6 protein-coding genes are annotated in these 14,257 nt (G+C 43.0%); 4 read left to right on the top strand and 2 right to left on the bottom strand.

The features are described 5' to 3' along the window. The first annotated feature begins 14 nt into the window (after window positions 1-14). The 3 genes from ACEW80_RS07225 to ACEW80_RS07215 all read left to right on the top strand — a co-directional run bounded on the left by ACEW80_RS07225 (window position 15) and on the right by ACEW80_RS07215 (window position 10,952). The gene (locus tag ACEW80_RS07225; RefSeq protein WP_373525943.1) at window positions 15-2,945 is read left to right on the top strand and encodes a methyl-accepting chemotaxis protein; all 2,931 of its coding nucleotides are present in this window, start codon (window positions 15-17) and stop codon (window positions 2,943-2,945) included. A gap of 199 nt (window positions 2,946-3,144) precedes the next feature. Continuing rightward, on the top strand, window positions 3,145-8,550 hold the full coding sequence (locus ACEW80_RS07220) for a response regulator (RefSeq protein ID WP_373525942.1): 5,406 nt from the start codon (window positions 3,145-3,147) through the stop codon (window positions 8,548-8,550). 332 nt (window positions 8,551-8,882) lie between these two features. Further along, window positions 8,883-10,952 carry a prolyl oligopeptidase family protein gene (locus ACEW80_RS07215; protein ID WP_373525941.1) on the top strand — a complete coding sequence of 690 codons (2,070 nt, stop codon included), beginning with the start codon at window positions 8,883-8,885 and terminating at the stop codon, window positions 10,950-10,952. A 145-nt stretch (window positions 10,953-11,097) separates the two neighbouring features. On the opposite strand, the gene hisG is transcribed toward ACEW80_RS07215, so the two are convergent. Continuing rightward, window positions 11,098-11,742: an ATP phosphoribosyltransferase gene (gene hisG, locus ACEW80_RS07210; RefSeq protein WP_373525940.1), complete on the bottom strand. Its 645-nt coding sequence runs from the start codon at window positions 11,740-11,742 to the stop codon at window positions 11,098-11,100. Window positions 11,743-11,818: 76 nt separating this feature from the next. Here hisG and rppA point away from each other — a divergent pair, with 76 nt between their 5' ends. Further along, window positions 11,819-12,514 carry a two-component system response regulator RppA gene (gene rppA / locus ACEW80_RS07205; protein WP_373525962.1) on the top strand — a complete coding sequence of 232 codons (696 nt, stop codon included), beginning with the start codon at window positions 11,819-11,821 and terminating at the stop codon, window positions 12,512-12,514. 33 nt (window positions 12,515-12,547) lie between these two features. Here rppA and ACEW80_RS07200 read toward each other — a convergent pair whose 3' ends face one another. After that, a complete protein-coding gene (locus ACEW80_RS07200) occupies window positions 12,548-14,047 on the bottom strand; it encodes a flavin-containing monooxygenase (protein WP_373525939.1) in 1,500 nt (499 codons plus the stop codon). Window positions 14,048-14,257: the final 210 nt, after the last annotated feature.

Genomic DNA, 14,257 nt, shown 5'->3' with positions numbered 1-14,257 from the left:
AATTGGAGGAGGAAATGGCAGCAAGTATTGATAATAACGAGCCAACATATCAACAGGCGATGACCGCCTATGTCCAAAGGAATTATGAGGTTGCCGCCACTTTAGTTGACCAAGTGGTGCAAAATTTACCAAATGACCCTAACTCCCATTTGTTAAGGGGTCACATCTACTATGTTTTGCAGCAGTACGATGTAGCAAAAGAAGAATATCAACAGGTATTACGCTTGACTAAGGATCAAGAAATTGTTGGTTTTGCCAATAATGGAATTGAAAATATCAATCAATACCTACAATCATTCGATGGTCAGATTGATAGAGCAGGAAGTCAAGAGCAAATAAATTCCTCGGAGATGTCTGATGTACTGGCATATAGCGAACAAGAATTAGAAGATTTGGGTGCTAGTCAGGAGTTTGACAGCAATAGCCTTGATTTGAACTTTTTTGGAGAGGATCAAGAAATTGTAAATGGCGTTGAAGATATATCTTCAGATAGTCCATTTGACCTACCTACAGAAGACAGTATTGGAACGAAAAAAATATCAGATTCTTCTACAGCTTTTGGTGACGACCCTTTTGCCTTAAATGAAGAATCACAAGAACAAGAGTCAAATAGCAGCACTTGGGAGGATAAAACAGAATTAGAGTTGCCTGCTTTGTGGCAGGAAGGTGTATCAGAACATAGCCTTGAAGAATCATTAGTCAATAGTCAGTTTTCAAATAATGGAATAAATTCTTCTCAAGGAAATTCAGCTATTGACAATAATAAAAACTCTTTATCTTCTAATTCACAAAGTGGTAATAGCGAGAATAATTTGCCTGATCTATTAAGTGATCTGAAGTTTAAAGAGTCTAGTATTGGGAATTTAGAATATAAAGAATCTAGTTTTGGAGATGAAACTTTACTAATTGTTGGAGAAGAACTTAGAAATAGTTCGACAACAACAAGTAATTGGGAAGACACCAATCAAGATAATTTACCTGAAACCGAAGCACATAGCTGGTTGGAAACAGAGGAAGTTTTTGAGTCGAATTTATCTGATGATTCTTCATCTTCTAGCAGCCATCTACCTGTGGAAGAAAAACAGTTTAATTCAGATGAACTTAGAAGTAAAAATAGCTTTGATGATGAAAATTTTGATCTAGAAGCATTTGAATCTGCCTTTGGCTCAGAGGGGTCAAGCTCTCATGAAGACTCAAACAATGTACTGAATGGAGAAAATTCTAAGAGCAATATAGAATTTTTAGATGACTTTGAGGAATTTGACGATTTAGGGAATATTCCAGGGTTTGACCTGAGCGAAGGAAATTCTAACTTCGGTGATGTCCCAGTGTACTCTGCTTCGCCAGAAACCAGTGGCAGTGGACGCCCTCAAAGCGCGCAGGCTTTTTTAAGTGAGGCAGCTAGCGATCGCGAAGAAGAACTATTTTCGATCACTGGTTCCCATGAATCAGTTCCAATCTTTAGCCAAACAGATATCTCGAAACTAGAACCCAACGTTAGCATCGAGCAAGGCTGGTTAGCACCATTAGAAAATGCCTCCATAGCCAGGAAACAATGGTTAGTTGCTGGGACTGTGGGCATTGTCTCGGCGCTGGTTGTAGCCACAGTTAGTTTTGTGGCCACCACATTTTCGCCAGCAGGGCAACGAGAATCAGTGCGGAACACAGGTTGGGGAATGTCACTGGCAGCTGGAATTGCAGGTTTTGCGACTGCGGGCTTCATGGGGAATCTCACACTTAAGCAAATTCGGCGCACAACCAAGGATTTGGAAACTCAGTTTGAGGCAGTACGCCAAGGAAATCTCAATGCTCAAGCCACGGTGTATTCCGAAGATGAATTGGGGCATTTAGCCAGTGGCTTTAATGAAATGGCGCGGGTAATTTTCACAACTACAAGTGAAGCCCAACGGAAAGCCGATGAACAAGAGGAAGCCAAAGAAAACCTGCAACGTCAGGTGATTCGCCTGTTGGATGATGTGGAAGGAGCTGCTAGAGGTGATTTAACAGTCCAAGCCGAGGTGACAGCCGACGTACTGGGAGCCGTAGCTGACGCTTTTAACCTGACAATTCAAAACCTGCGGGATATTGTCCAACAAGTAAAAGTGGCGGCGAAGGATGTAACAAGAGGTGCAACCAACTCCGAAACCTTTGCTAGAGCCTTATCTGGTGATGCCTTGCGCCAAGCAGAAGAGTTGGCAGTCACACTGAATTCTGTACAGGTGATGACCGACTCGATTCAGCGCGTAGCAGAAGCGGCGCGGGAAGCCGAAACCGTCGCCCGTGATGCTAGTACGATCGCTCTCAAAGGTGGGGAAGCAGTAGAAAACACTGTGGCGGGGATTTTGGAAATTCGGGAAACCGTTGCCGAAACTACCCGGAAAGTCAAGCGTTTGGCGGAATCTTCCCAAGAAATTTCTAAAATTGTGGCGTTGATTTCCCAAATTGCTTCGAGAACAAACTTACTGGCACTCAATGCTAGTATTGAAGCGGCAAGGGCAGGAGAAGCTGGACGCGGATTTGCGATCGTCGCCGATGAAGTGCGCCAGCTAGCAGACAAATCTGCTAAATCCCTGAAGGAAATTGAACAAATTGTGATGCAAATCCAAAGCGAAACTGGCTCTGTCATGACCGCGATGGAAGAAGGCACACAACAAGTAATTAAAGGCACAAAATTGGCAGAAGAAGCCAAGCGATCGCTCGAAAACATTATTCAAGTGGCGAATCGCATCGATATTCTTGTGCGCTCAATTACCAGTGACACTGTGGAGCAAACTGAAACCTCCCGTGCTGTCGCTCATGTAATGCAATCAGTAGAACTGACGGCACAAGAAACTTCCCAGGAAGCACAGCGAGTTTCGGGCGCACTACAACATTTAGTAGGTGTATCCCGTGACTTGATCGCCTCCGTTGAACGTTTCCGAGTGGAAACTATGGAAACTAGATAAATTGTCCTTTGTTATTTGTTATTTGCTAATGACCAATACTTCTCTACGAGAGGCTGCGCCAACGGCAACACTCAGCACAAGTGACCAATGACCAATGACCAATGACCAATGACCAATGACTAATGACCAATGACTAATGACCAATGACCAATGACTAATGACCAATGACCAATGACCAATGACTAATGACTAAAAAACTATGCTGCCGGAACAACAACAGCGGATTTTGGGTTACTTTATTGAAGAAGCCAGGGATCATGTAAATACCATTGAGCAGGGGTTGCTGAATCTAGAGGGTACCCTGAACGATCCGGAAATGATTAGTGAAGTCTTCCGGGCGGCTCACTCCATCAAAGGAGGAGCGGCGATGCTTGGATTGACTAGCATCCAGCATACCTCCCACCGTCTGGAAGATTCTTTCAAAGTTCTCAAAGATCATCCGGTTCAGGTTGACCAAAAGTTAGAGTCTTTATTCCTCGGTGTATCTGATACTTTGAAAGTGCTGTTAGAGCATTTGAGCGGGCCATTTGGTCTTTCTGAAGATGCCGCTAATATTCTGATGTCAGAAACTGAGCCGGTTTTTCAATGGCTGAATGAGCATCTGGAACTACTTGTAGAACAAGGGAATAGTAGAGTAGCCAGCAATCCTGACACAACACAACAACTACATACAACTTCTGTAGAGAATGTCTCCACACCTACAGAACTTTTCCTGCGGCGAGATATTCCCGGTTTGGCAGAAGACACCCATGAGGAATCTACAGAAATACCCTTCTCTGTATCACCCCAGGAGGTACGTGATACTCGCGGACTCGCTAACGCTGCGCTATCGCCCGTTAGCGCTAAAGAAAATAATAACTGGAGCGAGTTTCAAGCCCAGGTGCTGCAAACACTGCGAGAAATGTTGCAACTGTTTAAGCAAACAACTACACCCTCAACTCGGCAAAACCTTCAGCAATGCTGTTACCAATTAGTCAGACTTGGTGAGACTTGGAATTTGTCCAAGTGGTGCGGTTTGTGTCAAGCAGCAGCCAGTGCGATCGGCAATCCCGAAAATACCTATCTCACTTTAGCGAAAATTGTCATTACTGAAATCAAGCAAGCTCAAGAATTAGTCCTACAAGGTAGAGAAGCCGAAATTGCAATTAGTCATCAACTAGAAGCACTTTTGAGCTTTGCAGAAATTGAGTTGTTAGAAATTACTCCTAATTTGTTTGACGAACAGTTTGCGGCTTTGACAGAGTTATCAACTTCACCAGAGCTAATTGTGTCCGTCAATACTCAAGAAATTGAGAAAACCAAGGAGTTAGTGCCACAAGGTCGCATAATTAATCTATCTGAGGAATTTAATCTAGACGAGAATAGTAGCGATAGCGGAGCGTTAGCGAGTCTGCGAGCGTCTCGCGCAGCGTTGTCTCGCCCCTCTCTTCAGTTACAAGAAACATTAGTAAACCCTGCAACTCCTACTAGCTTTACACCTACCGTACATGACGAAGTACATCCAATAAGTAACAATCTTGACCACAATGGCCCAGAGGTAGGAATATCTGAACTAAATACCCTTGCCGATTTATTTGCAGGTGAAACTCCTGAATTAGATGAAACCTGGCATCAAGAAGAAACCTTAGATATTGTTGCCACTGATAACTTTGGAATTGATTTCAGCAGCAGTGATACTGAAGATGCTGATAGCGATTTATCCGATTTACTCTCATTTGATGACGACACAAGCAACGATTTGGACGCAGCAACTACAGCCACAACCGAAGATTTATCTCTGTTATTTGGCGACAACTTCCTAGAAAAGGAAAATTCAGAACCGCAAAATAAACAAATATCGGCTACGACTCAAGAGTTGAGCGATATCAACGTACTTAATCTAAATTTAGACTCTTCTCCTGCCGAAATTTTACAAGAATTTACGGAAAGTTCTAGTGAGATAAAGCAGCCTCTTGAGGAGATTGTCCAAAAGAGTGTCAACGAAAACGATGTGGTTGAAGATTTATCGGCACTGGCATTAGATGACAATGAACTATTGCCTACAGACGAAGTAACTCAACCAGAAATTGAGGCGATCGCCCTACAGCCCTTCGGGCATCCTACGGCAGACGTTGGCGCAGCCATCGCTAATGTGGAACTATCTCCCAACCAACAGAATAGTTTTGATAACTTATTATTAGAAAGCGGAAATAAAAATTGGGTAGAAGAAATTATCCCTAGTGACTACATCGAATTACCCCAGCAAACAGGCTTGTCTTTGGACAGTCTATTTGCTGATATGAAAGAACAGACACTATTGCCTACAACCGAGTCAGAAATCGGTGATTTATTTGCTACATCTCCGGCAATAGCACCTGAGTTTTCGCAATCAGAAGATGATCTGAGCAACTTCTGGAACCAGGAAACCTTAGAGGAACAACTGGGCGAATTCGATTCTTTAGTTGAGCAGAATGTGGATAGGGCATTAGAAGAAAGTTTGTTTGCTGCGGCTGGTAATGACATTTTTGCCGACAGTCAGCAACCCATACCCTCTCCTATAGCCAGTTTTGATATAGAAGAAGATTTTGATCTTAATTTCCAGCCTCAAGAACACCAAGATTTAATATTCTCATCAGATTCTGGAGATGATTTATTTGAGGAGTTAGCACCGAGTAACTCAATTATTTCCCCAGCAATCAACGATGATCTACAGCCTTCCACACCTGAAACATCGTTGTTCACGCCGCAGCCAGAGGAGGAAATTCACAGGCGATCGCAACAACCAGAAGCTTTAGATTTTGTTCCAGAATTTACCAATCAGCCCCCAGAGATATTTGCTGTTGATCCATTCGGCTCTTTTGATGAAAACACCGATGAGGATTCGCAGCTGCTGTTTGAAGATGTAGCCATAAATGACTCGACTTATATTCAACTGGACAGCACGGATGAGCTATCGGCTACAGAAACTACTCTAGATATTAGTTCTCAGGAAACTTCAACATTACCCCAGACAAGTGCAGAAGTTTTAGATATTGAGGAAAATAATAACTTAGAAACTGCTTTTGATTTCACAGACAACACAGTTGTTGAAAGTACAGAACTGGGTTTTGTGAATGATTTATTGTTTACAGAAACTACTCTGCTAGAAGCAGCAAACCAGGAAGAATTAGCAGAAAACGCGGCAACAATTGACTCGCAAGCCATTAATGAATTCACACAAACGGTTATTCAAGAAGATGTAGCAATCGATTTGTGGGATTTAGGAGAGACATCTGAATCTGTAACAGTCTCAGAGGAAGAAAATCCTATTGTTGCCCAGACTGAAGAATTAGCAACCAGAGAACCTATTGAAGTAGCTGCTCCAGAAGATGAATTTGCAGACTTGGCAGCATTACTAGGAGAAGAAGTAGTACCAATTCCCAAAGCTGCCTCAATACCAGAAGTAGATTTTGCTGCCTTAGAAGAATTACTAGGTGCAGATAACGACGAAGCGGCTAGTATATCTAGCGCTCGTCAGCCCTTCAACACTCAACCAGCCTTGACTAAAAATGCGATTCCATCACCAGCCATAGAAGATGAATTTGGTGATTTGGAGAAGTTACTGGCAGAAGCAGATCAAACAATATCCCATGCACCATTAGTAAAATTCAACACCAGCAAACCTCCCCGCCCCTCTACTCGTCGAACTACGAGATTTGAAGAAACGATGAAGGTTCCAGTTAAGCAACTGGACGATATGAGCAATTTAGTTGGGGAGTTGGTGGTAAATCGTAATACCTTAGAGCAGGATAATGAACGGCTGCGCCAGTCACTAGATAACTTGCTGATTCAAGTGCAACAACTCTCAGATGTCGGGGCGAGGATGCAGGAGTTGTACGAGCGATCGCTACTGGAAGCTTCTTTATTAGCTGGACGCAAAAAGAAAGACTCCGGTTTTCAATTGCCTGATTTCAATGCCGACAGAGGTTTTAGCGAGTTAGAAATGGATCGCTTTACTCCCTTCCATACACTGTCCCAGCAGATGATTGAGCGCATTGTCCGCATCCGGGAATCAGCAAGTGACATTGACTTTGTGACTGAAGAAACCGAGCGAGTTGCAAGGCAGTTCCGCCAAGTAACCACCCAGCTGCAAGAGGGACTAACAAGAGCTAGAATGGTGCCTTTTGCTCAAACTATTGATCGCTGGCGGCGAGGAGTGCGCGACAATGCTATTAAGTGTGGCAAACAAGTAGAGTTAGTGATTGAAGGTGGTGATACCTTAATTGACAAGATGATTTTGGATCATCTCACCGATCCACTGACGCATATGTTGAATAATGCGATCGCTCACGGTATTGAAACGCCAGAAGAAAGGCAGGCTGCTGGTAAACCACCCGTGGGAATCATTACCATCCGCGCCTTCCACCAAGGCAACCAAACTATCATTTCCGTAGGCGATGACGGTGCAGGCATCGATTCAGTAAAGGTTAAGGCTAAGGCGGTGAAGATTGGCATGATTACACTAGCGCAGGCAAAAACCATGTCTCGCCTGGAAGTCTACGATCTGCTGTTCCAATCTGGTTTTACGATCAAAGACCAGGCAGATGAAATTTCTGGGCGTGGTGTGGGTATGGACGTAGTGCGATCTGAAATTAGCGAAATTCGTGGGACAGTCAACACCGATTCTGCTGTTGGCAAGGGAACCACCTTCACCATTCGTTTGCCACTGACTCTGAGTATTTGTAAAGCTCTGTGCTGCGTTTCTGATCGAGCCAGGATTGCCTTCCCGATGGATGGTGTAGAAGATACGCTAGATATACCAGTCAAAAATATCCAACACGATGCCAATGGGCAATCATTTATTTCCTGGCGAGATACGATATTACCATTCCGACCTCTGAGGGAACTTTTAACTTTCAATCGCCAGATCAGTCGCGGTAACGTCTATGGCGGTACCAGAGATGATGATATGGTTTCTGTGGTTGTGGTGCGATCGGCAAATACCATGATTGCCCTACAGATTGACCTGGTATTGAGCGAACAAGAAATTGTCATTAAGCAATTTGAAGGGCCAGCGCCTAAACCCATTGGTGTAGCTGGTGCTACAGTCTTGGGTGATGGCCGCATTATGCCTATTGCTGACGTGCTGGAAATAATTGACATCTTCCAGGGACGAATTTCTACACAAATTGGTGGTGATTCTTGGCAACAGAAAGCTACTCCCCCAGATATCTCTCCTGCGAAGATTGACCCGACAGTGCTGATTGTCGATGACTCAATTACAGTCAGAGAGTTGCTCTCCTTAACGTTTAACAAAGCAGGTTATCGCGTAGAACAGGCGCGTGACGGTCAGGAAGCTTGGGATAAACTCCGCTCCGGTCTACCTTGCGATATCGTATTTTGCGACATCGAAATGCCCCGTTGCGATGGTCTGGAGTTGCTCTCTCGCATTCAGAAAGACCCAAACCTCAACCACCTACCGATCGCAATGCTCACCTCGCGGGGTGCAGACAAGCACAGACAAATTGCCGCTCAACTCGGTGCTAGTGGCTACTTTACCAAACCTTATCTCGAAGAAGCTCTCCTCGAAGCTGCGGCGCGGATGCTCAAAGGAGAGAAACTACTTACTAGTACAAGTAATGCTTAGTTTCACAATTTTGTTATACACCTTAACAGAAGCTCTGCAAGGTGTTTTATTTAAATGAAACAAAGATTAAACTGCTATCAGTAAATTTTCAATGGGAAAGGGTTTTGGGGTAAAGGTAAATTCGGCGTTGCATAAATGCGGGATGATTTTTCTCACGCAGAGGCGCAGAGACGCAGAGAGGATAAGGAGTTTTAGATTTCAATACATAACATTTCATCCCTTGATTCAGCAACGCTGTAAATTCAAACCCTTTCCCCCAAAAAGTATTGTGTACACTCCATGTCTTGGGTCTATCTTTGTAATATGTAAAGAAGTACTTTTGACCTAAGACTATGCCTTCTTCTGAAAAATCCCTCACCTACCCATGCAGCTATAAGAGCAATCAAGTCGATAATTACCACGGTACTTTAGTTGCAGATCCTTACCGTTGGTTAGAAGATCCTGACTCTGGAGAAACAAGAACTTGGATTGAGGCACAAAATCAAGTTACTTTTGGCTACTTGAGTGAAATTCCTGCTAGGGAAAAAATTAAACAACGCCTCACTAAACTTTGGGATTATGAAAAATACGGTATCCCTTTTAAAGAAGGCGAAAATTACTTTTATTTCAAAAATGACGGACTGCAAAATCAAAGTGTTTTCTACACCTTGAAAACCCTCGACGACCAACCTAAAGTTTTACTCGACCCCAATCAACTCTCAGAAGATGGTACTGTTGCCCTTTCGGGATTGTCCATTAGCGAGGATGGTAAACTTTTAGCATACGGTCTATCGACCTCTGGTTCTGATTGGCAAGAGTGGAAAATACGCGATGTTGAAACTGGTGAAGACCTGCAAGACCATCTAAAATGGATTAAATTTTCTGGTGTATCTTGGACACATGATCGTCAAGGCTTTTTCTACAGTCGTTACGATGAGCCGAATGAAAAGACTCAATTAGAAGATGTTAACTATTATCAAAAGCTCTACTATCATCAACTAGGTAAACCACAATCTGAAGACGAATTAATTTACTGTCGTCCTGAACAGAAAGAATGGGGTTTTAGTGGCGATGTTACTGAAGATGGACTTTATCTAATAATCTCAGTTTGGTTGGGAAGTGACCACAAAAATTTAGTTTTCTACAAAGATTTGACTAAACTTAATTCGGAAGTTGTAGAACTGATTAACCAGTTTGAGGCAGATTACAGTTTTATTGATAATAATGACAGTGTTTTCTATTTCCGCACAAGTTTAAATGCGCCACGGGGACGAGTAATTGCGATCGATATCAAAAAACCTATGCTGGAAGATTGGCAAGAAATCATTCCCCAATCATCGGAAACTCTGGAAAGTGTTGGCATCCTCAATAACCAATTTGTTGCTGATTATCTCCAAGATGCTCACAGCCAAATTAAAATTTTTGACTTGAAGGGCGCATTTATCCGCGAGGTAGAATTACCCGGACTCGGTTCCGCAGGTGGCTTTGGTGGTAAACGTTATGATACTGAAACTTTTTATATTTTTACTAGCTTTAATACACCAGGCACTATTTATCGCTACGACATGGTAGCGGGAAAAAGTACCGTTTTCCGCCAGCCGGAGGTTGATTTTAACCCTGATGATTATGAGACAAAACAAGTCTTTTATCATAGCAAAGATGGTACTAGAGTACCCATGTTTATCACTCATAAAAAGGGCATTAAATTAGATGGGAATAACCCCACTTATCTCTATGCCTATGGTGGTTTTAATGCTTCAATGACACCTGGTTTTTCTGTGAATCTTTTGGTATGGATGGAGATGGGTGGTATCTATGCTATGCCCAATCTACGCGGCGGTGGAGAATATGGCGAAGAATGGCATCAAGCAGGAATGAAGGATAAAAAGCAGAATGTCTTTGATGACTTTATTGGCGCTGCTGAGTGGTTAATTGCTAATAAGTATACTAAGCAGGGTAAGCTAGCGATCGCTGGTGGTAGTAACGGTGGTTTATTGGTAGGTGCTTGTATGGTGCAGCGTCCCGATTTGTTTGGTGCAGCTTTACCAGCAGTTGGCGTCATGGATATGCTGCGGTTTCACAAATTTACCATCGGCTGGGCTTGGACTTCTGAATATGGTTCAGCAGATAATTCAGAGGATTTTCAAAAGCTCTACGCCTATTCGCCATTGCAAAATCTCAAATCAGATACAGCTTACCCAGCTACCTTGATTACCACAGCCGATCATGATGATCGTGTTGTCCCTGCTCATAGTTTCAAATTTGCCGCCGCTTTGCAAGCAAATCAAGCCGGTGATGCACCAACGCTAATTAGAATTGAGACGAAAGCAGGACATGGAGCAGGCAAACCCACGGCTAAAATTATCGAAGAAGCCGCAGACAAATGGGCTTTTTTGGTGCGTACTTTGGATGTTGAAGTTTAGCAGCTTTGTCGGGTGGGTTGCAATACTTTTCGGACTTCGCTTAATAATCTCCTTTTTGGTCTCTTAATTGGTTAAAGGGCAAGGGGTAAAGGTAAATTTAAACTCTTTCCCCTTTCCCCTTGAACCCTTTAATTTACGATGACTATTAAACTCCTACCAAAACAGCTTCTCGCACCTTGGCAATCACTTCAATCAAATTACCCGTGTTTAAGCGGTAACTCAGAGGATGGACAATCAAGCGCGCCGTGCTTTCATACAGAATAGCAATCTCAATCAAACCATTTTCGCGCAAAGTCCGTCCTGTGGAAACCAAATCCACGATCGCCTCTGACATTCCAGTAATCGGACCTAGTTCTACTGAACCATACAACGGCACTATTTCCACAGGTAAATCGAGACCGTGAAAATATTCACGAGCGCAATTGACATACTTAGAAGCAACTCTACCATGCGGCGGTAAATCTAAAGGCGATCGGTAAGAACTGGATGCTTTTACCGCCACCGACATCCGACAATGCCCAAACTGTAAATCCACTAAGTGAGCAACCTGCGGCTGTTTTTCCCGCAGCACATCGTAACCAACAACACCTAGTTGAGCTTGACCATATTCTACATAAACAGGCACATCTTGCGCCCGCACTAACAAACCTTTGGCTTGTCCGCGAACGTCATGAATCTGAAGTTGGCGATTTCCTGAATCTAAAAAAGCACTAAAATCTAATCCCACAGATTGTAGCAAGCGGATGCTATTTTTAAGTAGTTCCCCTTTTGGCAATGCAACAGTCAGCATTCTATTTCTTAGTATCCTTGGCGTTCCGACAGTTGAATAATATTGAGAATATCTCTATATGCTTACCACAAGCAGCATGACAATTTTATTAGTTGATGATGAAGTTGAACTAACAGTCCCCTTAAGTCGCTTATTAACTCGTGAGGGTTACATTGTAGATGCCGCTTACGATGGGACAACTGGCAGCAAACATTCACAAGCCGGTAGTTATGACTTACTAATTTTAGATTGGATGCTGCCAGGAAAAACGGGGTTAGAGATTTGTCAAGAATTGCGACGCCAAGGTAAAACTACTCCCGTTCTGTTTCTTACAGCTAAGGATACTCTAGATGACCGTGTAGAAGGTTTAGATGCTGGTGCGGATGACTATCTGGTGAAGCCTTTTGAACTACGGGAATTATTAGCAAGAGTCCGTGCTTTGTTGCGTCGTTCCGGTTCTAAAGCCTATGAAACCATCACCGGACGCTTGACTGTAGCTGATTTAGAACTTGATTGTGAAAATCAAGTAGCCTATCGCCAAGAACGGATAATTGAGCTATCACAAAAAGAAAGCCAGTTGCTACAATACTTTATGGAACACACTGGACAACTGCTAACTCATGCCCAGATTATGCAAAATTTGTGGCAAGAGGAACAACCCAGTAGTAATGTGATAGCGGCATTAATTCGCTTGCTGCGCCGTAAGATTGAAGTAGGTAGAGAAACTACACTGATTCACACAGTTTATGGCAAAGGCTATCGTTTTGGTGCTTCCTCAGTGGAGTCAGTTTAGTCGCCTGCTTCCAACTGACAATGATTCAGTTCATTAGGTAGAAGAATTATTGACATTTTTCAGTTTTTGCAACTTTAATTCCTGTCGAAGTTTGTTGTAGAGGGATGAATCTACAGGCATCATAATCTGTGAAATCCCCTTCCAGACACCAAGCTGATTATTTGCACCCATATCTTTCATGAGTTGCTCAGTGTAACGTAAGGAAAAAAAGGAGATGCATGTTGCCTTCGCTACAATACTATAGTAATGATTTTTCAGCCAATCCATATCTGCTGCTATTTCCTGATACATAACTGACGGCGAAGGCAATAACAAATTGCCTTTGACATACTCTGCCAGCCACCAAGCACTAACTTCTGATGTCAACTGACAATAGAAACTGCTGTTATAGCCAACAAAACCCATCTGTGGAATATTAGGATGAATCAGATAACGGTAAAGGTTAAAATTACCATCTTCATCGATTATCTGTCGGCGATATTCTTCTTCGAGAAAGGGAAGTTCCTGGTTAAATCCTGTACCAAAAATTACTATATCTGCCTGCAACTGCTGACCATTGGCTAATTCCACACCATCAGGGATAAACTTGGCGATGCTCGTTTTAATTGCCTGAATTTTACCAGAGTGTACATACTTAAAGAAATCTGGGGGAGCTATGCTAATGGTACAGTTGACCACATTCATCGGTTGTTCGGGCAACATTCCGCAGCTATCAAGACCGAATTGCAGGCGTAGCAGCATCTCGTTAGTGCGCCAAAAAACCCATACTAGTGGCTTACCCAGAGTGTGCAATAACTTTTCAATCCGTCCCATCTGACGGTAGGGGAACCAAGCTTCTGAAAAGCGGGTTAATAAAATATACTTCAGGTTTACTAAACCCAGAAAAAATCTAGGAACCTTCCACAGTGGCTTACGGAAGACGAGGGTGGATTCTTTGGCTATGTTCGCCGCCAAAGTCGCAATGTCGCAGGCAGACTTGCCAAAACCCACTACCACTACCCGCTTACCCTCAATTATTGAGGCATCGTTAAACTCGGTAGAATGCATTACCCGTCCTCCAGATGCAGCGAAGTCCTCCCTACCAGGCAAAGAAGGTAGCTTAGGGATGCTAAATGTCCCATTGCACACTAGCACAAAGTCAAATTCATGCTTTTCCTCTTTTTCATTCACTCTGATGGTAACTACCCATCCTGGTTTTTCTCCAGTTTTGCGGGAAACATTGGTAACTTCCGTTTGGAAGCGAATCCTCTCAAAAACCCCAAAATTATGGGCGTATGAATCTAAGTAATTCTGCATATCTTCTGCTGTAGGCCATTCTGGGTAAGATGCAGGCATGGGATAGTCCGAAAAACTATATGTATCACCCGTATTTTGAGTTGTTAATCCTGGGTAACTTCGAGATTTTTCCCAAACACCACCAAGTCCTTTTTGTTTCTCGAATACAGTAACGTCGTAGCCTTCTTCGACAAAAGTTTTAGCTGTTACCAGACCGCTGATTCCAGCTCCAATCACGCAAATTTGTTTGATTTCCATTGTTTTGTAACTAAATTCCGAAAGAATTTGTCCAAATACAAATTTACAGCAGTTTTCATTTATTTGAACCGCATCTTGGTCTATTTACCTGAAAATAGCTGTAAGCTAGATAATGCAAATTATGTAAATATATACTGATTGGTCAATACAGCGTGTCCAGATTTCAGATGAAATTCAAGCTATTGACCAATTTGAACAAGGTGCTTCAGG

It is taken from the genome of Nostoc sp., from assembly GCF_041747015.1.
In the GTDB taxonomy this organism is placed as follows: Bacteria; Cyanobacteriota; Cyanobacteriia; order Cyanobacteriales; family Nostocaceae; genus Nostoc.
The sequence above is the reverse complement of the archived record's forward strand: the minus strand, read 5'-3'. Positions and strand labels throughout refer to the sequence as shown.